General features: G+C 70.3%; 29 protein-coding genes. 15 read left to right on the top strand and 14 right to left on the bottom strand.

Annotated features, from left to right (window positions below; all coding sequences use genetic code 11):
* Window positions 1–74: 74 nt before the first annotated feature.
* The 7 genes from FVP77_RS00480 to FVP77_RS00450 all read right to left on the bottom strand — a co-directional run bounded on the left by FVP77_RS00480 (window position 75) and on the right by FVP77_RS00450 (window position 10,315).
* Window positions 75–1,505, bottom strand: coding sequence for a GH1 family beta-glucosidase (locus FVP77_RS00480; protein ID WP_147892757.1), 1,431 nt, complete (start codon window positions 1,503–1,505; stop codon window positions 75–77).
* A complete protein-coding gene (yicI, locus tag FVP77_RS00475; RefSeq protein ID WP_147892756.1) occupies window positions 1,502–3,724 on the bottom strand; it encodes an alpha-xylosidase in 2,223 nt (740 codons plus the stop codon). The genes FVP77_RS00480 and yicI overlap by 4 nt, the downstream gene beginning before the upstream one ends.
* Window positions 3,721–5,760, bottom strand: a complete 2,040-nt coding sequence (locus FVP77_RS00470; RefSeq protein ID WP_147892755.1) for a beta-galactosidase — start codon at window positions 5,758–5,760, stop codon at window positions 3,721–3,723. Before FVP77_RS00470 ends, yicI begins: the two co-directional genes overlap by 4 nt.
* A 23-nt stretch (window positions 5,761–5,783) precedes the next feature.
* The gene (locus FVP77_RS00465; protein WP_147892754.1) at window positions 5,784–6,701 is read right to left on the bottom strand and encodes a carbohydrate ABC transporter permease; all 918 of its coding nucleotides are present in this window, start codon (window positions 6,699–6,701) and stop codon (window positions 5,784–5,786) included.
* Window positions 6,701–7,630, bottom strand: a complete 930-nt coding sequence (locus FVP77_RS00460) for a carbohydrate ABC transporter permease (RefSeq protein WP_246133919.1) — start codon at window positions 7,628–7,630, stop codon at window positions 6,701–6,703. The genes FVP77_RS00465 and FVP77_RS00460 overlap by 1 nt, the downstream gene beginning before the upstream one ends.
* Before the next feature lie 65 nt (window positions 7,631–7,695).
* The gene (locus FVP77_RS00455; RefSeq protein ID WP_147892753.1) at window positions 7,696–8,982 is read right to left on the bottom strand and encodes an ABC transporter substrate-binding protein; all 1,287 of its coding nucleotides are present in this window, start codon (window positions 8,980–8,982) and stop codon (window positions 7,696–7,698) included.
* Window positions 8,983–9,145: 163 nt separating this feature from the next.
* A complete protein-coding gene (locus FVP77_RS00450; RefSeq protein ID WP_187266759.1) occupies window positions 9,146–10,315 on the bottom strand; it encodes an ROK family transcriptional regulator in 1,170 nt (389 codons plus the stop codon).
* 375 nt (window positions 10,316–10,690) lie between these two features.
* Between FVP77_RS00450 and FVP77_RS00445 the strand changes: the two genes are divergently transcribed.
* Window positions 10,691–11,410, top strand: a complete 720-nt coding sequence (locus tag FVP77_RS00445) for a winged helix-turn-helix domain-containing protein (protein WP_147892751.1) — start codon at window positions 10,691–10,693, stop codon at window positions 11,408–11,410.
* A gap of 36 nt (window positions 11,411–11,446) precedes the next feature.
* Here FVP77_RS00445 and FVP77_RS00440 read toward each other — a convergent pair whose 3' ends face one another.
* Window positions 11,447–12,166: an MBL fold metallo-hydrolase gene (locus FVP77_RS00440; protein WP_147892750.1), complete on the bottom strand. Its 720-nt coding sequence runs from the start codon at window positions 12,164–12,166 to the stop codon at window positions 11,447–11,449.
* Between the two features lie 23 nt (window positions 12,167–12,189).
* Between FVP77_RS00440 and FVP77_RS00435 the strand changes: the two genes are divergently transcribed.
* Genes FVP77_RS00435 through FVP77_RS00425 form a run of 3 tightly spaced genes read left to right on the top strand, consistent with a single transcriptional unit; the run spans window position 12,190 to window position 14,232 of the window.
* A complete protein-coding gene (locus FVP77_RS00435; RefSeq protein WP_246133918.1) occupies window positions 12,190–12,786 on the top strand; it encodes a TetR/AcrR family transcriptional regulator in 597 nt (198 codons plus the stop codon).
* A 9-nt stretch (window positions 12,787–12,795) separates the two neighbouring features.
* Window positions 12,796–13,770: a DNA-3-methyladenine glycosylase family protein gene (locus FVP77_RS00430; RefSeq protein ID WP_147892749.1), complete on the top strand. Its 975-nt coding sequence runs from the start codon at window positions 12,796–12,798 to the stop codon at window positions 13,768–13,770.
* A gap of 45 nt (window positions 13,771–13,815) precedes the next feature.
* Window positions 13,816–14,232, top strand: a complete 417-nt coding sequence (locus tag FVP77_RS00425) for a VOC family protein (RefSeq protein WP_147892748.1) — start codon at window positions 13,816–13,818, stop codon at window positions 14,230–14,232.
* Window positions 14,233–14,250: 18 nt separating this feature from the next.
* Here the strand turns inward: FVP77_RS00425 and FVP77_RS00420 are convergent, their stop codons facing one another.
* On the bottom strand, window positions 14,251–15,087 hold the full coding sequence (locus tag FVP77_RS00420; RefSeq protein ID WP_187266758.1) for a siderophore-interacting protein: 837 nt from the start codon (window positions 15,085–15,087) through the stop codon (window positions 14,251–14,253).
* A 78-nt stretch (window positions 15,088–15,165) separates the two neighbouring features.
* On the opposite strand from FVP77_RS00420, the gene FVP77_RS00415 reads away from it, so the two are divergent.
* A complete protein-coding gene (locus FVP77_RS00415) occupies window positions 15,166–15,387 on the top strand; it encodes a hypothetical protein (protein WP_121149851.1) in 222 nt (73 codons plus the stop codon).
* A gap of 6 nt (window positions 15,388–15,393) precedes the next feature.
* Here the strand turns inward: FVP77_RS00415 and FVP77_RS00410 are convergent, their stop codons facing one another.
* From FVP77_RS00410 to ykgO, 3 genes are all read right to left on the bottom strand, one after another.
* Window positions 15,394–15,837 carry a GNAT family N-acetyltransferase gene (locus tag FVP77_RS00410; protein ID WP_246133917.1) on the bottom strand — a complete coding sequence of 148 codons (444 nt, stop codon included), beginning with the start codon at window positions 15,835–15,837 and terminating at the stop codon, window positions 15,394–15,396.
* Between the two features lie 9 nt (window positions 15,838–15,846).
* A complete protein-coding gene (locus FVP77_RS00405) occupies window positions 15,847–16,788 on the bottom strand; it encodes a DMT family transporter (protein WP_147892747.1) in 942 nt (313 codons plus the stop codon).
* 245 nt (window positions 16,789–17,033) lie between these two features.
* Window positions 17,034–17,156 carry a type B 50S ribosomal protein L36 gene (gene ykgO, locus FVP77_RS00400; protein WP_147892746.1) on the bottom strand — a complete coding sequence of 41 codons (123 nt, stop codon included), beginning with the start codon at window positions 17,154–17,156 and terminating at the stop codon, window positions 17,034–17,036.
* A gap of 84 nt (window positions 17,157–17,240) precedes the next feature.
* Between ykgO and FVP77_RS00395 the strand changes: the two genes are divergently transcribed.
* Window positions 17,241–18,236, top strand: a complete 996-nt coding sequence (locus FVP77_RS00395; protein ID WP_147892745.1) for a GTP-binding protein — start codon at window positions 17,241–17,243, stop codon at window positions 18,234–18,236.
* A gap of 40 nt (window positions 18,237–18,276) precedes the next feature.
* Window positions 18,277–18,597 carry a hypothetical protein gene (locus tag FVP77_RS00390; RefSeq protein ID WP_147892744.1) on the top strand — a complete coding sequence of 107 codons (321 nt, stop codon included), beginning with the start codon at window positions 18,277–18,279 and terminating at the stop codon, window positions 18,595–18,597.
* A 6-nt stretch (window positions 18,598–18,603) separates the two neighbouring features.
* On the opposite strand, the gene FVP77_RS00385 is transcribed toward FVP77_RS00390, so the two are convergent.
* Window positions 18,604–19,203 (bottom strand): TetR/AcrR family transcriptional regulator, encoded by a 600-nt coding sequence (locus FVP77_RS00385; RefSeq protein WP_147892743.1) that lies wholly within the window; start codon window positions 19,201–19,203, stop codon window positions 18,604–18,606.
* Between the two features lie 77 nt (window positions 19,204–19,280).
* Between FVP77_RS00385 and FVP77_RS00380 the strand changes: the two genes are divergently transcribed.
* Window positions 19,281–19,898, top strand: coding sequence for a GNAT family N-acetyltransferase (locus tag FVP77_RS00380; RefSeq protein WP_147892742.1), 618 nt, complete (start codon window positions 19,281–19,283; stop codon window positions 19,896–19,898).
* Window positions 19,899–19,934: 36 nt separating this feature from the next.
* On the opposite strand, the gene FVP77_RS00375 is transcribed toward FVP77_RS00380, so the two are convergent.
* The gene (locus FVP77_RS00375; protein ID WP_147892741.1) at window positions 19,935–20,759 is read right to left on the bottom strand and encodes a phosphotransferase family protein; all 825 of its coding nucleotides are present in this window, start codon (window positions 20,757–20,759) and stop codon (window positions 19,935–19,937) included.
* A gap of 98 nt (window positions 20,760–20,857) precedes the next feature.
* On the opposite strand from FVP77_RS00375, the gene FVP77_RS00370 reads away from it, so the two are divergent.
* From FVP77_RS00370 to FVP77_RS00340, 7 genes are all read left to right on the top strand, one after another.
* Entirely contained in the window at window positions 20,858–21,304 is a 447-nt protein-coding gene (locus FVP77_RS00370) for an SRPBCC family protein (protein ID WP_147892740.1), read from the top strand.
* A gap of 112 nt (window positions 21,305–21,416) precedes the next feature.
* Window positions 21,417–21,764 carry an ArsR/SmtB family transcription factor gene (locus FVP77_RS00365; RefSeq protein WP_147892739.1) on the top strand — a complete coding sequence of 116 codons (348 nt, stop codon included), beginning with the start codon at window positions 21,417–21,419 and terminating at the stop codon, window positions 21,762–21,764.
* The gene (locus tag FVP77_RS00360) at window positions 21,761–22,435 is read left to right on the top strand and encodes a cation diffusion facilitator family transporter (RefSeq protein ID WP_246133916.1); all 675 of its coding nucleotides are present in this window, start codon (window positions 21,761–21,763) and stop codon (window positions 22,433–22,435) included. The genes FVP77_RS00365 and FVP77_RS00360 overlap by 4 nt, the downstream gene beginning before the upstream one ends.
* Window positions 22,432–22,926 (top strand): MarR family winged helix-turn-helix transcriptional regulator, encoded by a 495-nt coding sequence (locus FVP77_RS00355; protein ID WP_147892738.1) that lies wholly within the window; start codon window positions 22,432–22,434, stop codon window positions 22,924–22,926. Before FVP77_RS00360 ends, FVP77_RS00355 begins: the two co-directional genes overlap by 4 nt.
* Before the next feature lie 129 nt (window positions 22,927–23,055).
* Entirely contained in the window at window positions 23,056–23,862 is an 807-nt protein-coding gene (locus tag FVP77_RS00350; protein WP_147892737.1) for an MBL fold metallo-hydrolase, read from the top strand.
* The gene (locus FVP77_RS00345; protein ID WP_246133915.1) at window positions 23,853–24,278 is read left to right on the top strand and encodes a nuclear transport factor 2 family protein; all 426 of its coding nucleotides are present in this window, start codon (window positions 23,853–23,855) and stop codon (window positions 24,276–24,278) included. The genes FVP77_RS00350 and FVP77_RS00345 overlap by 10 nt, the downstream gene beginning before the upstream one ends.
* Window positions 24,279–24,598: 320 nt before the next feature.
* Window positions 24,599–25,858: an HNH endonuclease signature motif containing protein gene (locus FVP77_RS00340; protein ID WP_147892736.1), complete on the top strand. Its 1,260-nt coding sequence runs from the start codon at window positions 24,599–24,601 to the stop codon at window positions 25,856–25,858.
* Window positions 25,859–26,010: the final 152 nt, after the last annotated feature.

Below are 26,010 nucleotides of genomic sequence, written 5' to 3'. Positions count from 1 at the left end.
TCCGGGCGGTAGCTCCGACGACGGCGCCGTTCGCCGACGCAGCGGCCGACACGAGCGGATGCTGCGTCGCCGCCCTACTCCGGAAGCGTGCCCGTCTTCGCCAGTCGCGCGTACCACTCACCGCTCTGCTTGACGGTGCGCTCGAGCGTGTCGAAGTCGACCCGCACGATGCCGAACCGCTTGGCGTACCCGTACCCCCACTCGAAGTTGTCGAGCAGCGACCAGACGAAGTATCCGCGCAGGTCGACGCCCTGCTGCATCGCCCGGTGCGCGGCGGTGAAGTGACGCCTGAGGTAGTCGAGCCGGTCGGCGTCGGGGACGGATCCGTCCTCGGCGACCTCGTCGGCGAACGCGGCGCCGTTCTCGGTGACCATGAGCGCCTGGTCGGGGAACTGCTCGCGGAGCGACAGCAGGAGCTCCTCGAGCCCCTCGGGTGCGATGTTCCAGCCCATCTCGGTGTACGGACCGGGCTGCTCGAGGAATTCGAGCACCCCGTCGCTGCCGGGCCAGGCGGTGCCGCCGGCGGTGGCCTTGTGCCCGTCGTTCACCTGGCGGGGCGAGACACCGTCCCAGAGCCGCACCGTGACGGTGGAGTAGTAGTTGACGCCCAGCACGTCGATCGGCTGGTGGATGGCCTCCAGGTCGCCCTCCTGCACGAACGACCAGTCGGTGACGGATGCGGTGTCCTGCAGCAGATCCGCCGGGTACTCGCCCCGCAGCATCGGCCCGGTGAAGGCGCGATTGGCGAGCGCATCGACGCGACGGATCGCCTCCGCGGCCTGATCTCCGCGGCCGCGCGCCACGTGGAAGTTGAGCGTCACGGAGTAGTCGGGGTCGCCGGTCGAGGTCGCGCGCAGCGCCTGCACCGCGCGCCCGTGGGCGAGGTTCAGGTGGTGCACCGCGGCGAGCGCCGACGCGGGTTCGGCACGGCCGGGGGCATGCCCGCCCTGGCCGTAGCCGAGGTAGGCCGAGCACCACGGCTCGTTCAGGGTCGTCCAGGTGTGGATGCGGTCGCCGAGCGCCGTCCCCATGATCTCCGCGTACCGCTCGAAGGCGTCGGCCGTCGCCCGCACCGGCCACCCGCCGGCGTCCTCGAGCGGCTGCGGCAGATCCCAGTGGTACAGCGTCGCGACGGGACGGATCCCGCGTTCGAGCAGCCCGTCGACCAGTCGCGAGTAGAAGTCGATGCCGGCCTGGTTCACGGCGCCCGTGCCGGCCGGCACGATCCGCGGCCAGGCGATCGAGAACCGGTAGGCGTCGAGCCCGAGATCCTTCATCAGGTCGAGGTCGGATTCCCACCGGTGGTAGTGGTCGCACGCCACGTCGCCGGTGTCGCCGTTCCACACGCGCCCGGGCGTCCCGCTGAAGGTGTCCCAGATCGACGGGAGGCGCCCGTCTTCACGGGCCCCGCCCTCGACCTGGTACGACGCGGTCGCCGACCCGAAGGTGAACCCCTCGGGGAAGACGAGTCCGCTGTCGCGGTAATCGGCGTTCCCCGCGCTCACCGGGTCACGTCCCCACGGTCGGCGCGGAGCGTCTCGCTTCTCCCGTCGGGAGTGGTCACCGTCACCTCTGCCTCACCCTCACCGCCGGGGAACACCCGGAGGGTGAGCCCGTCGAGATAGTCGTAGTCCGGCCTGTCGGAGCGAGCCCCCCACGGGATGACCGCGCCGGGGCGGGCGTACAGCGGGATGCTGTCGAAACCGTGCGTCTCGCGACGCCATCCTCCCCCGCGGACGGTCGCGCCCGTAAGCAGAGACGTCCAGTCGCCCGCGGGAAGGTAGAACTCCACCTCGCCCGACTCCGAGAAGACGGGCGCGACGAGCAGGTCGGCGCCCAGCATGTACTGCCTGTCGAGATAGGCCGCCGCGGGGTCGTCGGGGAATTCGAGCACCATGGGCCGCATCACCGGGACCCCGGTGGCGGCCGCATCCAGCCCCTGCTGGAAGAGGTAGGGCATCAGCCGCATCTTCAGCCGCGTGAAGATGCGGGTGACCTCCACCGCCTCGTCGTCGAACTGCCACGGCACCCGGTACGACTGCGACCCGTGGAACCGGCTGTGGGTGCCCAGCATCCCGAAGGCGGTCCACCGCTTGAACACCGTCGCGTCGGGGGTGCCCTCGAAGCCGCCGATGTCATGGCTCCAGTGCGCGAAGCCGCTCAGCGCGAGCGAGAGACCGCCGCGGAGCGTCTCGGCCATCGACGGGAAGGTCGAGGTCGAATCGCCTCCCCAGTGCACCGGCATGGTCTGCCCGCCGGTCGTGGCCGACCGTGCGAACAGCACCGCCTCGCCCTCACCGCGCGTCTCGACCAGCACGTCGTAGACGGCCTTGTTGTAGAGATGCGTGTAGAGGTTGTGCATGCGGTCGGGCGCGCTGCCGTCGAAGTACTCGACATCGAGCGGGATGCGCTCGCCGAAGTCGGTCTTGAAGCAGTCGACGCCCTGCGCGATGAGGTCGCGCAGCTTGTCCTGGTACCAGCGCGTCGCGTCGGGGTTGGTGAAGTCGACCAGCCCCATCCCCGCCTGCCAGAGGTCCCACTGCCATACCGAGCCGTCGGCGCGGCTCACCAGGAAACCCTGCGAGGCCGCCTCGGCGAACAGCGGCGACCGCTGTCCGATGTAGGGATTAATCCACACCGACACCCGGAGGTCCCGCTCGTGGAGGCGCTGCAGCATCCCGTCGGGATCGGGGAAGACCCGCGGATCCCATTCGAAGTCGCACCAGTTGAACTCGCGCATCCAGAAGCAGTCGAAGTGGAAGACCGATACCGGCAGCTCGCGTCGGGCCATCTCATCGATGAAGGAGGTGACCGTCGCCTCGTCGTAGTCGGTGGTGAAGCTCGTCGACAGCCACAGGCCGTACGACCACGCGGGCACGACCGGGGGGCGGCCGGTGAGAGCGGTGTAGCGCTCGAGCACGTCCTTCGGGGTCGGGCCGTCGATCACGAAGTACTCCAGCACCTCGCCGGGCACCGAGAACTGCACGCGCTCGACCGCCTCCGAGCCGATCTCGAACGAGACGTGACCGGGGTCGTTCACGAGCACGCCGTACCCGCGGCTCGAGATGTAGAACGGCACGTTCTTGTACGCCTGCTCGCTCGACGTGCCGCCGTCGGCGTTCCAGATGTCGACCGTCTGGCCGTTCTTGACGAGGGGGCCGAAGCGCTCGCCGAGACCGTAGACCAGTTCGCCGACGCCGAGGTCGAGCTGCTCGTGCACGAACGTGCGGGGGCGCCCGACCGGCGTGCCCGCACGGGCGTTGCCGACGATTCCCGGGTCGACCTGCGCGTCGTCGGCGAGAGTCATGTATCCCGCCGCCTTCGCACCGCTGCCGGTGAGCCGACGCCCGTTCGACGAGAACGAGAGCGACCACGGGGCGCCCTGCTCGATGCGCGCGACGAGTGAGCCGGTCCGCAGCTCCCCGCCGGTGGCGTCGAGCACGGTCTCGCCCGCGGACGACTCACCGGGGAGGTCGAACGACCGGGGGGCCGCACCGCCGAGGTGGTGCGCGATCCGCACGCGCACGACCCCCTCGGCGGGCGACGACAGCGCGACCGTCAGCGTCGCCCGGTTGAGCGTGTCGCCGCGCCCGGCGACGACCTTCGTGGGGGCCGTGACGACGAGCCCCGCGGAGTCGTCGGTGGGCCAGATGTCGTACGCCTCCTGGGCGTAGAGGGCCGCGACTCCGGGACGCAGCTGCCAGAACCCGTCGGTGAACTTCACCGTGACTCCTCGATGACGACGACGGCGCCGGGCGCGACGCGCACAGACCCCTCGTAGCTCTCGCCCGAGACGAGATCGCGACCGGATGCTTCGGCCCGGCGCTCGTGGCCCGTCTGGTTGATCAGGAACAGGTACGACCGGTCGTCGGCGGTGCGCCGCGTCACCTCGAGGCCGGCGTCGACGACGGCCACCGGCTGAACGCCGGCGATGTCGACGAGATCGCCCACGACCGCGTCGAGACCCGCTTCGTCGGGGCGGGTGGCCAGGTAGGCGGCCGATCCCGCTCCCACGGTGCGGCGGGTGTAGGCGGGCACACCGGCCCGCTCGCCGGTCGCGACGCGGGCGAGCACCTCTGCATCGTGGGCGTCGACGTTCTCGAGCCAGACGTCGGCGGTCCAGCCGTTGTCGAGCTCGACGCTCTCGTCCGCCATCAGCGGGAAGAACTCGTCGACGCGCACACCGAGGAGGTCGCGGAATGCGCCGGGGTAGCCTCCGGTGCGCACCCGGTTGTTCACATCGGCGATGCCGGAGAAGTAGGTCACGAGCACGTGCCCGCCCGCCGCCGCGAAGCGCTCGACGCGCGCCGGCAGTGCGTCGTCGACGAGGTACAGCGTGGGTACGACGACCGCGGCGTATCCATCGAGGTCGGCCGACGAGGGCAGCACGTCCACCGCGATCCCCCGCTGGGTCAACGCGCGGTGGATCGCGATGGGCATATCGATCGGATCGACGCGGGTGCTGGGCTTGCGGCCCGAACGCAGCGCCGCGACCGTGTCGTGGTCGAAGAGCAGCGCGACGCGGGCCTTCTCGACCCGGCTGCCCCGCACTGGTGCGAGTGCCGTGAGCGTCGCACCCAGCTGCTCGACATCGCGGAAGATCTGCGAGTCGACGCCCGCATGCGGGATCATCGCGGAGTGGAACTGCTCGGCTCCCGCGGTGGAGGCGCGCCACTGGAAGAACAGCACGCCGTCGGAGCCGCGGGCGACGTGTGCGAGCGAATCGCGCGCCATCTCGCCGGCGGACTTCGCGCGGTTCACGCCCTGCCAGTTCACCGCCGCGGTGGAGTGCTCCATCAGCATCCAGGGCCGCCCGTCCACGAGACCGCGCACGCGGTCTGCGCTGAAGGCGAGCTCGCTGTGCCGGTGCGGGTCGGCGCCGATCGTGTAGTGGTCGTTCGCGACGATGTCGACCTCGCGCGCCCACACCTCGTGATCGGTCGCGCCGGGGGTGTTCATGACCATGAAGTTCGTGGTGATCGGCACGTCGGGCGTGATCTCGCGCAGCACGTCGCGCTCGGCGCGGTAGTGGCCGATGAGGGCGTCGGAGGTGAACCGTTCGAAGTCGAGCAGGAGGGCCGGGTTGTGACCGGTCCGCGCACCGCGAGGAGGCTCGATCTGATCGAACGAGGTGTAGTGGTGCCCCCAGAAGGCGGTGCCCCAGGCGGCGTTGAGCTGTTCGACGTCACCGAAGCGCGCGGCGAGCCAGACGCGGAAGGCCGCTCCCGTCTCCTCGCTGAAGCAGCGCCCGTTCTCGTTGCCGATCTCGTTGCTGACGTGCCACATGCGCAGCGCGGGGTGGGTGCCGTAGCGCTCGGCCACGGCCCGGACGACCCGCACGGCGTAGCGCCGGAACACCGCGGAGCTCGGCGACCACGCGAGCCGCCCTCCCTGCGCGGTGCGGTGACCGTCGGCATCCACCGTCGCGATCTCCGGATGCGACTGCAGCAGCCAGATCGGAGGCGCGGCCGTCGGCGTGGCCAGGTTCACACCGATCCCGCCGGCGTGCAGCAGGTCCATGATGCGGTCGAGCCACCCCCACTCCCAGACGTCGTCGGCGACCTCGAGCATGCCCCAGGAGAAGATGCCGAGCGAGACCGAGGTGACGCCCGCGCGCTGCATGAGGGCGATGTCTTCGGGCCAGAGCTCCTCCGGCCACTGCTCGGGGTTGTAGTCGCCGCCGAAGGCGATGCCCTCGGCGATCCAGGGGAAACGGGTGGGAGCCGGGAGATCGGCGGCGTGCGAGATGAAGTCGTTCATGGTTCTTTCGTGATCGAGTGCGATCAGCCCTTGAGGCTGCCGCTGATGAGGTCGAGTCGCCAGAAGCGCTGCAGCACGAGCACCATCAGCAGGAGCGGGATGAGTGCCAGCAGAGCGCCGATGATCGCGAGCGAGTAGAGCGCGGGGGTACCGGTGCCGCGGTTGAGCAGCAGGTAGAGACCGGTCGTCAGCGGGTAGAGCTCCTCGTTGCTGAGCATGATGAACGGCAGCAGGAAGTTGTTCCAGATGCCGACGAACTGCAGGAGGAACACGGTGATGAGGCCCGGGATCATGAGCGGCATCGCGATGGAGCGGAAGATGCGCAGCTCGCTCGCGCCGTCGAGTCGGGCCGCCTCCACCGTGTCCTCGGGCACGGAGGACTGCGCATAGATCGTCGCCAGGTAGATGCCGAACGGGTTGATGATGCTCGGCAGCAGCACGGCCCAGTACGTGTTCGCCAGGCCGATCTCGGCCATGAGGAAGTACTGCGGGATCGCGAGCGTGATCTGAGGCAGCATGACGCCCGCGAGCAGCACGTTGAACACGAGCGCGCGACCGCGGAAGCGGTACCGGGCCAGGGCGTAGCCCGCGGCGGCCGAGACGAGGGTCGAGAGCACCGCGCCGCCGCCGGCGTACAGGATGCTGTTCAGCGCCCACTTCCAGTAGACGCCGCCGCCGTAGGTGGACAGGTCGACGAGGTTCTGCCAGAACCCGGTGCCCGGGACGAACGAGAACGTGCTGAAGAGCTCGCCGCGGGTCTTGGTCGACGCGGTGAAGACCCAGACGATCGGGATGAGCGTGTAGATCGCACCGACGATCAGCACGAGGGTCGGGATCACACGGGTGCGACGCGCCGAGCGGGGCGTGCCCGCCGGTCGGGAGGGGCCCGTGGAACGAGGAGTGCGCGCGGAGCGGGGCGTCCGCTCGGTGAGGGTGGTCATCAGTTCTCTCCGAAGGTGCGGCGCTGCAGGAGGCGAAGGAGCCCGAGCGAGATGATCAGCGTTCCCAGCGCCAGGATGACCGACGCGGCGGCGGCGCCGGAGGTGTTGTCCAGGTTGAACGCATCGCGATAGATCTTCATGAGCGGGAAGAAGTTGAACGAGATGGAGTTCGACATGGCCCGGAGGGTCGTCGGCTCCGAGTAGGCCTGCAACGTGGCGATGATCGAGAAGAGGAAGGTCAGGATGAGCGCGGGGGTCAGGAGCGGCACCTTGATCCGCCACGCGATCTGCCATTCGTTGGCGCCGTCGATCTTGGCCGCCTCGTAGAGCTCGGCCGGGATGGAGCGCAGAGCGGTGTACATCACGATCATGTTGAACCCGACGCCCGCCCACACCGCGATGTTCGACAGCGAGAGGTAGAGCCACGAGCCGTTGAGGAAGTCGATCGACGGGAGGCCCACGGCCGCCAGGGCATAACTGACCGGGCTCGTCCGCGGGAGGTAGAGGAAGCCCCACAGGAGGGCGCCGATCACGCCGGGGACCGCGTAGGGGAGGAAGATCGCCAGCCGCGAGAACCGCTGGAAGCGCACACGCGGGAGATCCAGGAGCAGGGCGAACATCAGGGCGAGTCCGAGGGTGAGCGGAACCGAGATGATCGCGAAGATCCCGAGACGCCCGAGCGAGGCGAGCAGTTCGGGGTCGGTGAGGGTGGCGATGTAGTTGTCGAGGCCGACGAACGTCTGCCGGCGGATGCCGAACGCGCCGCCGGAGGACCTCAGCTGCATCACGCTCAGATAGATCGCGTACCCGATCGGGACGATCAGGAACATCACGAAGAGGATGAGCGCGGGGGCGAGGAACATCCACGGGGCCACGCGGGGCCGCAGGGTCGTCCGCCGGGCGGCGCCGCGGGGGGTCAAGGTCGTCACGTCGTGGGTCTCCTAGGTGGCGGGAGGGCGCGCCCGTGGACGCGCCCTCCCTCCGATCGGGTAGGTCAGTCGGCGACCGTGAAGCCGGAGCTTTCGAGATCCGCGATGACCGCGGACTGCGCGGCGGACAGCACGTCGGCGAACGAACCGCCGTTCTGCGCGGCGGCCTTCACGCCGTCCGACCAGGCGTCGAACGCGACCTGCACGTTCGGACCCCACGTGAACGTCGCGCTGTTGCCTGCGATGTCGACCGCGAGATCCCAGAAGTCGCTCTGACCGCTCACGAGGTCGGGCACAGGGCGACCCGCCAGTTCCGCCTGTCCTGCCGACGACGCGGGGAACAGACCGATGTCGATGAGGCCACTGCCGCCCTCTTCACTGCCGTTGAGCCACTGCAGGAACTTCACGGCCTCTTCGGGGTGCTCGGAGTTCTGGGTCACCATGACCGACGATCCGCCCATGAACCCGGTTTCGGACTCGCCGTCCCAGGTGGGCATCTCGGCGGCGGCCCACAGGCCCGCGGTGTCGGGGGCGACCGAGAACGCCGAGGCCGGCGCCCATGCTCCGGCGGTCCAGCTGAGGAGCGTGCCGTCGTTCATCATCGTGCCCCACTCGGGGGTGAAGAAGTGCGTGGTGTCGACCAGGCCCTCCTCGACGAGCGGCTGCCAGAAGTTCACCACGCGCTGGGTCTCGGTGTCATCGACTCCCACCTTCCACGCGTCGCCCTCGGTGGCCCACCACTGCGCGCCGAGCGGCTGCGCATAGGCGGCCATGGTCGAGGCGTCATCGGGGTACCCGCCGAGGAACGACCCCGGCAGCGTGGTCTTGACGGCCGCGGCCAACGCGGCGTACTCGTCCCACGTGGTGGGCGGCGCCCACCCGTTGGCGTCGAAGATGTCCTTGCGGTACATGAAGATCATGGGCCCGGTGTCCTGCGGCACGGCGTAGATGCCCTCGCCGACGGTCACGAGGCTGAGAGCGCCCTCGGTGTAGTCGCCCGTGAACTGGTCGGCGTACTCGCTGATGTCCATGGCCACGTCGCTCACGACGAGGTTCGGAAGCTTCTGGTACTCGGCCTGAGCGAGGTCGGGGCCCTCTCCGGCGCGCTGGGCGGCGAGGAGCTTGGCGACCATGTCGTCGGCACCGGCGGCCTCGACGACGTTCACCTGGATGTCGGGGTTGTTCTCGTTCCACACCGCCACGACGTCTTCGATGCCGGGCGCCCACGCCCAATACTCGAGCGTGACGGGGCCGGACTCTTCACCCGACCCGCCGGCGCAACCGGCGGTGACGAGGATTGCTGCGCTCGCAACGGCTGCTGCGCCGATGCGAAGAGAAGTGGTGCGCTTCACTTTCTACTCCCTTGTAGTCGCGACGAACGCCGCGATTGGTCTCAGTGCGGGTCGGCGGCCGGCGTTCGACCGGCTTGCCGATACCCACCTTCAGCGACCCGCGCTCATTTGTCAACTAGTGAAACAAAAACATGGAAGCGTCCGTGAGACGCCTCCGGCGAACTCACTCCGAGAGGAGATCGCGGATCGCCGTGGCCGACGCACCGCGCGCGTACAGGCCGAAAGTGAAGGGGGGACGCTCTGTGCGGACGCTCTCGATCGGCACCTGCTCGAGGTGCGCGACGAGGCCGTCGCGGTAGGCGCCGGGTGCGAGGTCGAGCATGTCGAGGCCCTCCCCCATGAGCGAGACCAGCTCGGGGTCGAAGAGATTGACCGACTCCGCCACCACCGCCCCGAGCGCGTATGCCGCCGACGAGAACGCCTCCGCCTCGCGCACGCCGCCGGCTCTCGCGCGGGCGACGGCGAGGGGGTACTCCCCGGGCGCGACCCCCGCATTGAGCTCGATGGCCGGCATGCTCACGAAGCTGTGCACGCAGTCGGTGTGGCCGTTCGCGCACACCCGCCCCGTGCCGCCGACGCGCGTGTGACCGACACGGCCGCTGCGTCCGTTCGCCCCCTCGACGAGCTCGTCGTCGATCACCGCGCCGCTTCCGATACCGGCTCCGACGCCGTACACGACGAGCGAGCGGTGGTTGACCCCGCTGCCGAACCAGTGGTGGGCGGCGGTGAGTGCGTGGACGTCGTTGGTGACCGTGATGGGCAGACCGATCCGCTCCTCGAGAAGGCGCGGGAGGGGGATGGGCTCGCTCCACCCGAGCAGCGGCGATGCCTTGACGACCGCCTCGCCGTCGCGGCGCAGCACGTCTGCCGCGAGGCCGACCCCCACCGCCGACACGTTGCCGAAGCGGCGGATCAGGCTGGCCGCCGCGGCGGAGATCTCGTCGACCACGGTCTCGACGTCGGGCGAGATCAGCGGAGCACTGATCTCGTCGACCACCTCGGCGGCGAGATCGGTGGCGACGACGTAGATGCGCTCGGCGGTGATCTTCACGCCGATGAAGTGGGCCGCCTGCGGCCGCAGCTGCAGCTCCTCCGCGGGGCGCCCCCGCGTCGCGCTCGGCAGCGTGTCGCCCTGGAGCACCACACCGCTGTCGACGAGCTCGCGCGCCACACGGGTGAGGCTCGCACGGGACAGACCCAGACGCTCGGCGATGCGGATGCGGGAGCGGGGGCCGTGCACGAGGAGGTCGAGAAGCACGCGCCGTCCGGTCGCGCTCAGATCCGACCACTGCGGGGGCGGGGCCGATACGAGATCGACAGGGCTGGACGTCACCAGAAGAGGCTACGCCCGCGAGCACGCGCCACCGATCAGCCGGAGGCGACCTTCGACTTGACCTGACAGCCCATGCTGGAGATAATCGCCAGCATGACTCTCAACGCACGCACTCTGTCCGCCGTGGAGGCGAACGGAACCGTCGGCATGATGGCCGACCGCGTTGCGATGTGCTGTCGAATGTGTCGCTGACTCGGTGACCCCCGCCAGGACCACGCTCGACTTCTGAACCTCGAGCGCTCGTCCCCCGAGACATCGGTCTCGCGTCGATCACGCGTATCCGACCGTCTTGCCACCGGCCCGCACGGCCGTCCCGCACACATTCCGAACCCGCGAGGCTCAGCCCGGGTTCCCACGCAAGGACCTCCATCTCCCATGTCGAACACCGCTCTCCTCGAACGCCCGACCACGCAGACCCGTCACCTCCACGCGGTGACCGGCGACGAAGCATCCGCCCCCGTCGCTCCCGCCCCGCGTGCCGCCCTCCCCGCCGGAACGACCCCGCGCGGATTCGCCCTCTACGTCGGCATCGACGAAGCGACCGCCGCCAGCGCCGGTGTCAGCCTGGGCGTCCTCGTCGACGCACTGCGCCGCACGTTGAACGAACTCGCTCCCGCCGCCGAGACCTACGCGACCGTCGCCCTGGCCCCGGTGGGCGCCGGCGGCCGCGACGTCGACGTGGTGCGCCTGGCGCTGCACGAGCCGTCGGCGATCGCCCGCACGAAGGACGAACCCGCCGACGAGGACCGCGCGCCCGGCGGCGTGGTGGTCGACATCTCGCGCAAGCGCGTGCTCATCGACGGCGAATCGGCCGCGTTCACGTTCAAGGAGTTCGAGCTCCTGCAGTACCTCGTGCTGCGCGAGGGGCGCACCATCGAGCGCACCGAGCTCGTCTCGTCGCTCTGGGAGGGCTCGACCGACGACGAGGCGCCCGGCGAGCGCACGATCGACGTGCACGTGCGCCGCCTGCGGGCGAAGCTCGGTGCCTACGAAGACATCGTCCGCACCGTCCGGGGGGTCGGCTACCGCTTCGACCGTCACGCCGACGTCGCGATCCGGTACGGCCACGGCACACCTTCGCCCGACCGCTTCTGAATCACGCCGTCTCGGGCGGATGCTGCGGCGCAGGCCTCAGCGCGCCGCGGCCGCCTTCTCGACCGACGCGACCGCGGCCTCGACGCCGCCGCGCCACGGAGCGCCGTGCCCGGGAAGGACCCACGTCGCGCGCGTCGGAAGAAGCGCCCGGAGCGACGCGATCGCCCGATCGGGCTCGTCGGTGAACGGCGCCGGCTGAGCACCCACGCGACCCGTGAGCACGTGCCGGGTCGTGAGCGCGTCACCCACGAAGACGGCGCTCAGGTCGGGGACGTGGACGGCGATGCTGCCGGCCGAGTGCCCGGGGAGCCCGATGATCCGCGGGGAGCCGGGGAGGTCGAGGGTGTCGCCGTCGCGGACGTCGACGGTCTCGGTCAACCACGTCGTGCGAAGACCGCCCTTGCGCACCGAGTACAGCGCGAACCCGGCGGTGGCACCGAGCTTCATCGTCTGCTTCGCGTTCGCCGGCTTCTCCCCGCCCTTCGCCCGGTCCGCATCATCGGGGTGGATGTACACCGGGACCCCGCACTCCCGCCTCAGTCGCTCGGCGAAGCCGACGTGATCGGCGTCGCCATGGGTGAGGATGACGCCCTTCACGTCGTCCAGGCTGCGCCCGATCGATGCCAACTCGGACAGAAGGTCACGCCAATGGCCGGCGAGACCGGCGTCGATGACCGTCACCCCCGCCGGGGTGACGACGATATACGCGGCGACGATGTCATTGCCGATGCGGTGCAGGCCGGGTTCGAGTTCCATGATGGCTACGATACATAGCTATCATGGCTATCGTCAATAGCTATACTTGGATCGTGCCCACTCCCGAACGAACCTCGCTCGACGCGATCGTGCGCGCGGCGAGCGCCCTGCTCGAGGAGGAGGGACTCGCCGGCGTCACGATGCAGGCGGTCGCACATCGCGTCGGTGTCCGCGCGCCCTCCCTCTACAAGAGGGTCGCCAGCCGTGACGACCTCCTGCAGCTCGTCGCCGAGGCGGCACTGGTCGAGCTGACCCTGCGCCTCGAGGCCGATCCGGAGGCCGACGCCCGGCGGCTCGCCGACACCCTGCGCGGCTTCGGCACCGAGCGCCCCGCGGCGTTCCGGCTGGTCATGTCGCCCGGTGCGGGCGTGCCCGTGGCGCGGCCGCAGTTCGGTGCCGCCGCCAGCGAACCGATCCTGCTCCTGTCGTCACGGCTGGCGGGCGCGGAGCGAGCCCTCGAGGCGGCGCGCACGCTCACGGCCTGGGCCACCGGCTTCATCTCGATGGAGCTGAACGGCGGGTTCAACCTCGGCGGCGACGTCGACGAGGCGTGGGACTTCGGGGTGACCACGATCGTCGCGGCGTTGACGGCCGGCCGCGATGTCGACGACCGGACGTAGGGTGTCGGCATGAGGTCGACCGGGGTGCGCGCGCGGTCGACCGCCCGCGAGGCGCGACCGCCGCACGCCCGGCCCCGCGAGACCGAGTACCGCCCTGCGCACCCGCTCGATCTCGCGCGGGCCGTGCTCCCCCAGCGCCACGGGGCCGGCGATCCGACCATGACGACCGCGGGCCCGGTGATCTGGCGCGCGAGCCGCACGCCCGACGGTCCCGCGACCCTCGCCCTGCGGGGAGCGCCGGGCGGAGTCGTCCGCGCCGCCGCTTGGGGGCCCGGCGCCGAGTGGGCCCTCGACCAGCTGCCTGCGCTCTGCGGCGCGCACGATGAGCCGTCCGGCTTCGACGCGCGCTCCCACCCGCTGATCGCGGAGGCTCATCGACGCAATCCCGATCTGCGCATCGGGCGCACCGATCTCGTCTTCGACGCTCTCGTCAGCGCGATCGTCGAGCAGAAGGTGACAGGCCTGCAGGCCTTCGCCGCCTGGCGCCGGATCGTCACCTGGTACGGCGAGCGCGCCCCGGGACCCACGCCGAAACCCATGTTCGTGCCTCCGACGGTAGACGGCTGGCGGCACGTGCCGTCCTGGGCCTGGCACCGCGCCGGCCTCGAACCTCCGCAGGCGCGCACGATCGTCGAGGCCGCGCGCCGTGGCGACGCGATCGCGCGTGCCGCCGCATCCGCCTTCGACGCCGACGACCGTGAGCGCGTCCTCACGAGTCTGCGCGGGGTCGGGCCGTGGACCTCGGCGGAGACGCGCATCCGGGCGTTCGGCGATCCCGATGCGGTCAGCGTGGGCGACTACCACCTCGCGCATCACGTCGGATACGCCCTGACCGGCTCACGGGTCGACGACGACGGGATGCTGGAGCTGCTCGCCCCCTGGGCGGGCCACCGCCAGCGGGTGATCCGGCTCATCTACGCGAGCGGCGTGATCGAGCCCCGGCGCGGCCCGAGACTGCACCCCGAAGACCACCGCGACCGGTGAGCGGGGGGTCTTGCGGGCCCCGTGAGGCGGCGGGACACTGACGGCATGTCCACGACCCTCAACCCCTATCTGTCCTTCCGAGACGACGCGCGCGCCGCCATGGAGTTCTATCGCGACGTCTTCGGCGGAGAGCTCACCATCGACACGTTCGCCTCCTACGAGATGGGCCAGGAGCCGTCCGAGAACGATCTCGTCATGCACGCGCAGCTCGAGACGCCGGCGGGCTTCACGCTCATGGGGTCTGACACCCCCAGCTCCATGCCGTACGCGCCGGCGGCGGGCTTCTCGATCTCGCTCAGCGGGGACGACGACGAGGCGCTCTCCGCCTGGTGGGCTGCGCTGAGCGACGGCGGTCAGGTGACCATGCCCCTCGACGTTCCGCCGTGGGGCGGCCGCTTCGGGATGCTGACCGACCGGTTCGGCATCGCCTGGATGGTGAGCATCGCGCCCGTCGCGGCCTGATCCGGGCGGAGGCGGCCCTCAGTGCGAGCCGCCGTGCTTCCAGTAGCCGGTGAAACTGATGTGGCCCTTCTCCACGCCCGCACGCACCCAGTGCCGCCGCATCGCGGCGGGCAGCGACTGCTCCCCCGCGGCCCAATGGAACCTGCCGCCCGGATGCGGAGCCGCCTCGATCGCGGTCGCCATCACGGCGGCACCCGGTACGGCACGACGGTCGTCCCGCACCACCCAGCGCACGTCGACTCCCGCCGGCGCGTCGAGCTCCTGCCGGTCGTCGGCGTGCGGGATCTCGATGAACGCCCGCCCGGTGACCGACCGCGGCAAGGAGGCGAGGACGCCCGCCACCGCCGGCATCGCGGTCTCGTCACCGACGAGCTCGACCTCCCCGGCCACGGTGGGCGGCGGGTTGTAGGCGATCCCCTCGTCGAGGAGGGCGACCGAGTCGCCGGGGCGACATGTCTGGGCCCAGGTCGCGGCCGGTCCCGAGGTGCCGTCGTCGATCGACCCGTGGACGACGAAGTCGACGTCGAGCTCGGGGCCCTCCGACCCGTCGACGCGGTGGGCGCGCACGGTGTAGTTGCGCAGCACCGGGCGCTCGGTCTTCGCGATCGCGAGGAACCGCAGGTAGGAGAGCGTGTCGAGCTTGTTCGGCAGTCGTTCGAGCGAGGCCTCGGACACCGGGAGGAACAGGCGGAACCACTGATCGAACCCCATCGGCACGAAGTGGGCGATGTCGCCGTCGCCGAGGGTGACCCTCACGATGTGAGGCGAGAGGCGTTCGCGGCGCAGCACCCGGAGCGTGAGGAGGCGTGCCGCGTCGGGCTTGACGCGTGTCGCATTCATGTTGGTGCGAGCCATGGATCCTCCGAAGTTAGGTGACCCTAACTCTAAGGTGTTCCCCGTGATCCCGACCACCGGACGCCCTAAGCTGGGCGCATGAGCGAACCCCGCACCGGATGGCCCCGCGGCCGCACGAACTGGCTTCTCGGAACGGTGCTGGTGCTCGCGCTCGGCGTGCTGTTCGGCCTGGTCTTCGGAAACGTCTGGCTCGGCCTGGTGCTCGCCGCCGTCGTCTCCATCGGCTGGCTCATCGCCTACGAATCGTGGCGCGGCCGCAACTCCGGCGTCAACGACGAGAGCAACGGCATCGAGCTGTAGCCGACGCTAGCCCCGGCGCATCGGGAGGTGCGGGATGCCGTCCTCCGAGAACGGCGCCCCGGCGACCGCGAAACCGAAGCGGGCGTACCACCCCTCGAGCTGCGCCTGCGCGTCGAGCACGATCGGCAGGCCCGGCGCCCTCTCCTCGCATCGCGCGACCGCGCGCCGCATGAGTTCGGCCGCGACGCCTCTCCCTCGGGCCGATGCCGCCGTCGCGACCCGGCCGATGCGCATCGCGTCGGGTTCGGCGAGCACCCGCAGCGTCGAGACGACGTCGCCGTCCGCCTGGGCCCACATCAGCTCCGCACCGGGCTCGATGTCGCGCCCGTCGATCTCGGGATAGGCCGCCTCCTGCTCGACGACGAACACGCCGACCCGCAGCCACAGCACGCGGTAGAGGGTCAGCGGATCCATCTCGGCGACGGGCGCGAGGACGTAGTCGACGGTCACGCTCCGACGCTACCCTGCGGCGGCGCGGTGCTCGTCGCGGCGCCTACCCGTCGGGCGCGCTCGCGTGCGTACCGCGATCCCGGCGCACGCGATGACCGCCAGCCCGCCGATCACGGTGAGCGCCGTGATGTGCTCGTGCAGGATGAGCGCCACCCACGCCAGCGTGAGCACGGGTTGCACCAGCTGCACCTGGCTGACCTGCGCCATCGGACCGATCGCGAGTCCCCGGTACCAGGCGAAGAATCCGAGGAACATGCTGATCACCGAAAGATAGGCGAACGACAGCCACGCCTCCGGCGGCGCGGAAACGGGTGCGGCGGCCCACGCCGACCCCGCGGCGAGCGAGACCATCAGCGGCGAGGCGAGAACCAGCGCCCACGAGACGGTCTGCCACGATCCGAGCTCGCGCGACAGCATCCCTCCCTCGGCGTATCCGATGGCCGCGGCGACCACCGCCGCGAGCAGCAGCAGATCGGAGCCCTGCAACGGGGCGAACGCCCCTCCGTTGAGCGCCGCGAACGCGATCGCGGCGACGGCCCCGAGCCCGGCCGCGATCCAGAACGATCGCGAGGGCCTCTCGCGGCCGCGCACGACCGCGGCGACGGCTGTGGCCGCCGGCAGCACGGCGATGACGACCGCGCCATGGCTGGCCGACGCCGTCGTCAGAGCGAGGGAGGTCAGCATCGGGAAGCCGACGACGACGCCCGCCGCCACCACCGCGAGGCGGGCCCATTGCCGACCCGAGGGACGACGTTGCCGCGTGACGACCAGAGCGATGGCAGCGAGGACCGCCGCGACCACCGCTCGGCCCGCGCCGACGAACACCGGCGGCAGCGTCTCGACGGCGATGTGAGTGAGGGGCACCGTGAACGAGAAGGCGGTGACACCCAGCATCCCCCACCAGAGACCTCGCGTGAGGGTCGCGGGCGACGCGGGACGTGGGGACGACATCGTCCGAGTGTGCCGGATGCCACCGACGCGAACCGGGTCGGCGGAGGTGGCCACTCGCGCGCCCGTGGCCTGGGCGCTGCGACCGGCGGACCGCCGGCCGTCACGTGGGGGGACGCGACGACCGACGGCGTGGAAGGGGAATCCCTTCTCTCATGATCGCTGTCGAAACCCGGCACGCGCTCTGTGCCCGCTTCGAGGCGTCTGTGCATCCGGATCGACGGTGTCACCTCATAGCGCCCCCGGCCTCACCCCTGTCGCCCCTTGAAACGGGGATTCAGCTTGTTGATGACGAAGATCCGCCCCCGACGACGCACCACCTGGGCACCCGGCTGATCCTTGAGCGACTTCAACGACGCGCGTACCTTCATGTGCACTCCCTATTGATAATAGTTCTCATTAACAGGTTAGGGTGGACGTTCACGACGCGTCAACAGAACGAGAGAAGGTCGCCAGTGCTGTCCGATCCCCTCATCATCGTCGGCGTCTGCGCGCCCGAGCGACGTCGATACGCCGAGCGACTGTCCGCCGTGACCGGGCGTGCCGTCGTCACGATCGGCAGCCGCGACAGCACCGCGGTGGACGCGCCGCTCCTCGGCCCCGCAGCGTTCATCGCCGAGATGGCGACCGAAGCCGACGTCGTGCACAGCGCCCTGGCCGCCCGGACGCCGCCGTTACCGATCGTCTGCGTCGTCGACGCCACGCACATGATCGACGACTTCCTCAGCGGCGATCCGCTGAGCGAGCAGGCGCCGCCCGGCGACGACGACGGCGACCACGGGGCACGAGCGCGACGCGCGGCATCGCTCGTGGAGATCGCGTCGCTCGTGTGTCTCGTGGGCTGGGAGGAGCTCGAGACCGCGACCCTGTCGATGCTGATGGCCCTCACCTCACACCTGAATCCTCACGCCCGCGTGCGACTGTCGCACGATCCCGAAGATGACGTGCGATCTCTCGAAGCATCACCGCTCCCTCTCCCGCCATTCCCTGAGCGGGCGGGATGGGTATGCGCGTCGAATCACGAGCACGATCCCTACATGACCGACATCCGCGTAGCCACCGTCCGGTACGAACGACTGAGGCCCTTCCACCCCGGCCGGCTTTCGCGAACCCTCGACGAGATCGACGCCGGACGCTTCGGAATGGTCGTGCGCTCCGCAGGCTTCTGCCGTATCGCCACCCGGCCGCACACTCTTGCGCGGTGGGACCACGTGGGATCGGCCATGTGGATCGACCCGTTGACGACGAGCCTGCACGACGGTTCGACCGGTCAAGACATCGCGTTCACGGGCATCGACCTGCACGCGCCCCTTCTGTTCGCAGCCCTCGATGAAGCAGGCGTCACCGACCGCGAACTGACATCGGGGCCGGCAGGGTGGCGACGATTTGACGACCCGCTGCCTCCGTGGCCGGGATACGACGTCACCGACGCGGAGCGCGATACCCGGTAGGGGACGACCAGCGCCCCGTCGAGCGTGGTGGGATGGACGGGTGAACGAACCGACGACCGCCCTGTCCGTCTCGATCGAGGGCACGCCCGACCTTCCGGGTGAGGTCGTCAAGGCGCTGTACCGGACGACCGGGCGCTCGACCGTCGAACTGCGCCGCGCGATCGCGGTCGAGGAGCCGGTCTTCGTCGCAGACCTGTTCGGCCCCGACCACATCGACGTCGTGCCGCGACTGGAGAAGACGATCGCCCTCCTCGACCAGCTCGGGCTCTCCGTCACGATCCACGAGCTGACCGATGGTCGGAGCGACCGGATCTCGCTGGAGACGATGCGCGAGATCATCGACGGCCCGGCGGCCGGCTGAGGCGGGTCAGCTCGCGATCCCTGCGGCGAGCATCGCGACGACCCGCGGCGCCCGCTCGTCGTCGCGCGACGCGAGCCACCACGCGGCCAATCCGTTCGCAGCCGCCTGGATGGCCGCGACGACGTCGCCCGCATCCGCCTCGAGCACGCCGCCCCGCTCCCGCCACCGCGTGACGCGATCGGCGATCTCCTGCCGGTCGGCCTCCGCCTCCGCGCGGGCGGCGTCGACGAGCTCGGGAGAGAGCCGGGCCGTAGCGGTGAGGGCGGCCATGCACTCGAACCGTCGGGGGTCGGCTCGCACCTCGTCGAGGAATGCCAGCAGTGCCTCGCGCAGTGCGTCGGGCAGCGACGCGGCGATCATCGGCGACGACCACACCCGGGCGATCGTGCGCGCGGACTCCCTCTCGAGAAGGGCTGATACGAGCGCCCCCTTCGACCCGAACGCGTAACTGACGAGCCGGTGGGCGACTCCTGCGCGCTGGGCCACGGATCGCAGCGAGAGCGCCTCCACCCCATCGTCGAGCATGACGTCGACGGCCGCGTCCAGCAGGCTCTGGCGGCGACGGGTCGCATCGAGGTACTCGCGCTTGGGAGCGTCCGCGTTCACAGCATCCTCCGGGTTCGACGTCGGTCGTTCCTGTTCATACTAGTTTTATCCAGTCGGATCAAAGAGGGGATGCACCCATGTCGACCATCACCGTCACCGCCGCTCGTGAAGACGAACTGCCGCTCGCGGCCGCCGTGCTCGCCGAGGCCTTCGAGAACGATCCCGTGATGGCGACGATCGTGCCCGACGGCCGCAACCGGCGAGCGCGACTGACCGACCTGTTCGGAGCGACCATCGCGGCGGGACCGTTCCGCACCGGCACCGTCGATATCGCTCGTCGCGAGAACGGCGAGGTCGTGGGAGCCGCCGCTTGGGAGGGCCCGAGCGGCCGCCGCGGATCGACCGGCCGCCTGCTTCGCGAGCTGCCGCGCCTCGTACGCGCTCTCGGGTGGCCCGGCCTGGCAGGTGCAGCCGGCCTCGCGGCCCGCCTCGAGAGGCACCGCCCGCGGACCCCGCACTGGTACCTCGCCGAGATCGGAGTGAGCGCGGGCGCGCGCGGCCTCGGCGTCGGACGGATGCTGCTGACCACGCAGCTGCGCGCCGTCGACGCGATGCGCCAGTGGGCGTATCTCGAGTCGTCGACGCCCGACAACCGCCGTTTGTACCTCCGCCACGGCTTCGAGGAGGTGACCCTCATCGAGGGTCTTCGGGGCGCCCGCCCCGCGGCGATGCTGCGCCGACCTGTCGCCGCATGAGCCCGTCCGCCGGGCTTCTCCGATCCACGATCGAGATCAGAGGAGCGCGAGGTTCCATTCGTCGAGCCGGCGGCGCAGGACGTCCGCGGTGACGTCGACGCGTCCGATCCCGTCGTAGTTCGGAGCCCACGTCTCCACGACGGGCTCGGCGTACGCTCCGACCCGGAGGTCCCACGCGTGGATGTCGGCGATCAGGATCCCCGTCTCGTCCTCGTACGCGCGGAGGAACACGTCCGCGGCGTCGGGAGCACCGAGCAGGACCAGGTCTTGGCGGCACCAGGCGACATCTACGCCGCGCGGGCCCCATCGCGCGTCCGACCAGTCGACGACGCCGGTGAGGCGATCGCCGCGCCACAGTGCGTTTCCGCACCAGAAGTCGTTGTGCACCATCACGCGCCCGGCCGGGCCGAGATCGGGCTGCTCGATGCGCGCGCGTCTCGCGATCGCGCTGTCGCCCGGCGGGAGGGGCTTGGGCGCGGCAGGCAGCCCCACCCCGTCGAGTGCGTGCACCCGCGCCAGCACGGCGGCCATCTCGCGGGCGATCATCTCCGGGTCGAGGCCAGGGGCCGGCGGACCGCCGTCGACGAGAGTCGTCACGATGACCGACCCCGCCGCGTCGACCCGGTGGGCGACGAGCTCGGGCACGAGAACTCCGAGCGGACGCACCCGTTCGAGCACCCGCACCTCGCGCTGCACAGCGTCGTCGCCCTCCGGGAATCGGCGCGCGACGAGCAGTCGGCCGGATGCAGCGACCAGGGCCGTCTCGGCGTGAGTTCCTCCGGGCAGCATCCGCACCGACTCGACCGGCTCGCCGAGAAGATCGGCGACCTGGGCGGCGAGCGTGAGGGAGGAGTGCGACATCCTTCGACGGTACCCGGCTCGGCGAAGGCCCCCGCGTCGGCCTCTTCCGGCCTCGTCCGTGACGATCTCTGCCAGGCTGAGGACACGGGAGGGGCGCCATGTTCACCATCACCGAGCGCATCGATATCGGCAAGGACCGCGAGGAGGTCTTCGCGTTCCTCACAGATCCTGCGAACCGGGCGCGGTGGGATGCCTCCGTCGTCTCCGAAGAGCTCCTGACGCCCCCGCCGGTGAAGGAGGGCAGCGCCATCCGCACCCGGATGAGCGTCATGGGTCGACCCATCGCCTTCGATTGGCGCGTGACGGAATTCCAGGCGCCGCGGGCCATGGCCGCGACAACCACCTCCGGCACGATGCCGACCTCGCTTCGCTTCACCTTCGCCGAGCAGGACGGCTGGTGCCGCGTGACGGCGACGATCGAGGCCAGTCCAGCCGGCATGCTGCGGCTGGTCGAGCCCATCGTGGCCCAGACCGCGTCGTCGACGCTCGCCGCGGGCCTGGCCCGCGCCCGCGAACTGCTGGAGTCGGACAGCTCCTCTACGTGACGCGGGGATCCGCGGGAAGACCCTCGCACCCTCTCGGCGCCCGGAGGAAGCATCCGCTCGTCACCTGAGTTCAGCGTTTCGTTAATTCATCGCTTGATGTACTGTCATCGTCATGTCGAAGACCGCGAACGCCACCGCCACCGTGACGCACACCGCCGCTCTCGCGCGACTCGGTCACGCGCTCTCCGACCCCACCCGGGCGGGCGTGCTTCTGGCCCTCCGTGAGGCCCCCGCGTATCCGTCCGACCTCGCCGACGCCCTCGGCGTCTCGCGACAGGTCATGTCGAATCAACTCGCGTGCCTCCGCGGATGCGGGCTGGTCGAGGCCGTGCCCGAGGGGCGACGCACCTGGTACCGCCTCGCCGACCCTCATCTGACCCCCGCGCTGGACGAGCTCCTTCGAGTCGTGCTCTACGTCGAGCCCGACTGCTGCGCGGGAGACGGGTGCACCTGCTCGTGACCATCGCCCCTCTCACCCGCGACCGCGTGCAGGTCCTGCACCGTCGTATCCGCTGGATCGTCGCCGCCACGATCGGCTACAACGTGATCGAGGCCGTCGTCGCGATCACGGCGGGCTCGATCGCGTCATCGGCGGCACTGGTCGGGTTCGGGCTCGACTCCACGATCGAGGTCCTGTCGGCCGCCGCCGTGGCGTGGCAGTTCAGCCGCCGCGACCCGGAGCGATGGGAGAAGGGCACTCTTCGCGTGATCGCGATCTCCTTCTTCGCCCTCGCCCTCTACGTCACCGCGACCTCGGTGGCCGCCCTCGTCGGCCGGGCCGACGTCGAGCACTCGACCGTGGGCATCGTCATCACGGCGCTGAGCGTGGTGATCATGCCGTTCCTCTCGCTGGCCGAGCGGCGCGCGGGGCGCGAGCTCGGCTCCGCCAGCGCGGTCGCGGACTCGAAGCAGACACTGCTGTGCACCTACCTGTCGGCGGCCGTGCTGATCGGGCTGGTCGCCAACAGCCTCCTCGGGTGGTGGTGGGCCGACGCCGTCGCGGGGCTGGTCATCGCGGCCTTCGCGATCCGCGAGGGAATCGAGGCGTGGCGGGGAGATGCCTGCGCCACGTCGATCGGGATGCTCATGGACGACGACGAGATGGCCGCCGAGCCTACGGTGGAGTCGTGAGCGATCGAACCGGGTTCCCTTCAGCGAAGGCCGCCGCCAATGATCCTCGGATCCTCGTCTTCGGCCGGCTGCTGGGTGCGGCGAACGGACTGGAGTACCTCCTCGGCCGGTCGCTGGAGGAGAACGTGGGCATCACGCACTCGATCTACGAGCTGCTCCTGCTCGTGGGGCGGGCTGGTGACGGGGGGATCGCGCTCCGCGATATCGCCCAATCCCGCGTGCTGACCTCCGGCGGGGCGACCCGCCTGGTGCAGCGTGCCGTCGCGGACGGCCTGGTGACGCGGCACGCCGCATCGCACGACGCTCGCGTGCAGCTGGTAGAGCTCACCCCGCACGGTGAGGAGGTCGTCACCCGCGCGAGCGATCTGCACGCCCGAAACATCGAGACCTACCTGATCGACGCGCTTCCAGCCGATCAGGCGGAGGCTCTCGCCGCCGCCGTACGGACTCTGAGCCGCAACGCCGCGCGGGCTCTCCCCGTCATGCCGTAGGGCGACCGAAGATCACGGCGAGTTCCCGCGGCGGGAATAGCTGACTCGTCAGCTATTGTTGGCACCTTCGTACCGCGAATCGAACCGCGGCACTCGGCACTGCCGACCTCACCCACGAAAGGCTGCCCCATGCCTCTTTCCTACGAGGTCTTCGACCTCGACTTCCCCGCGGGCTCGAAGAACAAGTCGGCGGTCCTCGTGACCGGCGACACCGAGGCCCTGCTCATCGACGCCGGCTTCACCCGCGCCGACGGGCACCGCCTCGTCGCCGCCGTGCTCGATTCCGGCAAGACCCTGAAGACCGTCTTCGTCAGCCATGCCGACCCCGACTTCTACTTCGGCCTCGAAGCCATCGCCGACGCGTTCCCGGATGCGGCCATCGTCGCGACACCGATCGTGATCGAGCACATCCGCGATTCGTTCCCGGGCAAACTGGGCGCCTGGTCGGCGCTCGGACCCAACCTTCCGACGCGCCTCGCGGAGATCACCGCCGTCGGCGATGACGACCTCGTCGTGGACGGCCAGCGGCTGGAGCTCAGAGGAGGGTCGGCCACCCTTCCCGATCGCGCGTATCTCTGGGTGGCGCAGGACCGCGCGATCCTCGGGGGTGTTCTGCTCTTCCAGCAGGAGCACGTGTGGACGGCGGACACCGCAACCCCCGCCCAGCGCGCCGCGTGGGTGGATCTGCTCGATGAGATGTCGGCGTTGGACCCCCGGTTCGTCGTCGCAGGGCACCGGCTGCCCGGAACCCCGAACGACGCGACCGCGATCTCCTATACGCGCGCCTATCTGCAGGATTTCGAGAGGATCGTGGATGCTGCGTCCGACGGCGCAGGCGCGACGTCCGCCCTGGTGGAGGCCTACCCCGAGTCCGGCATGCTGATCGCCGCACAGATCGGGCCGAAGGTCGCGAAGGGGGAGATGACGTGGGGCTGAACGAGCAGACCGATCCGCACGCATCCGTCGCTCCGCGCGACGTGGTGCGCCGCCAGTACCTCGCATCCGCGGCAGGAGACCTCGACGCGCTGCGCGCGACGCTCGCCCCCGACGTGGAATGGACCGAGATGGCGGGATTCCCCCTGGCCGGCACCTACCGCACCCCGGAAGGCGTCACCTCGAACGTCATGGAGATCCTCGGGCGCGATTGGGAGGGCTGGACCGCCCACGACGACACCTACGTCGTCGACGGCGAGAACGTCGTCGTGCTCGCCCGCTACACGGCGACGCACCGCGGTACCAGCAAGAGGCTGAACGTCCGCGTCGCCCATGCCTTCACCGTTCGCGGCGGGCTCATCGTCCGCTTCGAACAGTTCGTCGACACGGCCAAGGTCGCCGAGGCCGCCACCGCCTGACGCTGGTCTCGGATGACGAGGCGGGGCCGGAAAACAAATCACAGAAACATAACGACACCTCTTCCCTTCCGTTACCTCACCGTTATAGAGTTCAAGCACGGTAGTTGTTTTGCTGTGGCAGCTACCTACATGTGATTGCAGGACACTCTTGGTGCAAGGGACAAGGGCCGGTCGGAAGCCTCTCCGACCGGCCCTTACTTGTACCCGGCGATGAGACGTCCTCTCCTACCCGGACCCAGCGAGCGGCACGTTGTCCACAGCCTTCTTTCCACGGCTGATCAGCGCCTTTCGATGTCGGGACCCCTGGGCAGAATGTATGCATGAGGCACCGAGCAACCGAGATCGGCGAGGCGCGCGACGAGCTGCGCGCGCTGCTCGAGCCGGTGCTCGCGGGTGCGGCGATCAGAGGGGCGAGTGACGATCGACTTCTCGATCTGGCCGCCGATGCCGAAGCTCTCGGCCGGCTCATCGATGCGCTCCGGGGCGAGATCGCCGGTGAGATCGGCCATCGATCTCGACCCGACCGGGGCGACGAGAGCCTCGCACGTGTCCGCGGCTGCCGATCGGCCTCCGAGCTGCTCGAGCGGGTGGCGCTCGTCTCCGCCGCGACCGCTCGACGACGCCTGAGGGCGGCGGTGCCGCTGCGTGGGCGCACCTCCCTCTCCGGCGAGACGCGCCCCGCGACGTTCGAGCACGTCGGGGTCGCCTTCCGCGCGGGCGAGATCGGTGTCGATACCGCTGCGGCGATCGTCGACGCGCTGACTCCCGTCCGCGACCGCGGCGTCGCGACCGCGACTGATGTCGACGCCGCAGAGCGCGCGCTCGTCGAAGCCGCCGTCGGGTCAGACGACGCCCTCGCCGCATCCGCCGACGAGACATCGGTCATGGCGAGGGTCTGGGCGCTCCACCTCGACCCCGACGGCGCGCTTCCCGACCGCGATCACGCAGAACGCCGACGCTCGCTCGCCGTGGGCCGCGAACGCGATGGGATCGTCTCCCTTCGCGGCGACCTGCTCCCCGAGGTCGCAGCCCAGCTCCAGAGAATGTTGGATGCCTATCTCAACCCGCGCGTCACCGCTGGGCCGACCTTCGTCCCCGACGACGCGGACCTCGACGGCGACGACCCGCTGATCGACCCGCGAACGCAGGCGCAGCGACGCCATGACGCCCTCTCGGGCATCCTGCAGGTCGCCGCAGGAGCGAAGGACATGCCGCTCCTGGGCGGCGCTGCCCCGACTCTCGTCGTCACGACGACCGATGCGCAGCTAGCCCGCGAAGACGGCGTCGCCGTCATCTCCGGGGCGCGCGACACGGGTGCCGTGCCGATCTCGGTCGCACGCCACATCGGGTGCGCCGGGGCGGTTCAGCGCCTGGTGATCTCCCCCGGCGGACGCATCGTCGAACTCGGCTCGCCGCAGCGCATCTTCCCCGCTCACACGCGGCGCGCGATCGGCGTCCGCGACGGCGGTTGCATCATTCCCGGATGCGGAGTTCCCGCTCCCTGGTGCGAGGTGCACCACGTCACGCCTGCCGCGCGGGGCGGCCCGACCCATACCGACAACGGCGTGCTGCTGTGCTGACACCATCACCGGACGCTCGAGACCGCCGGCTGGCAGATACGGATGGTCCGCGGAGTCCCCTGGGTCAAGGCGCCGAGATGGCTCGACCCGGCGCAACGCTGGCACACGACCGCGGGCTCGCCGCAACGACGACTGTCGTCGCTGTCGAGAGC

The organism is Microbacterium hatanonis (assembly GCF_008017415.1).
GTDB lineage: Bacteria > Actinomycetota > Actinomycetes > Actinomycetales > Microbacteriaceae > Microbacterium > Microbacterium hatanonis.
The sequence above is the reverse complement of the archived record's forward strand: the minus strand, read 5'-3'. Positions and strand labels throughout refer to the sequence as shown.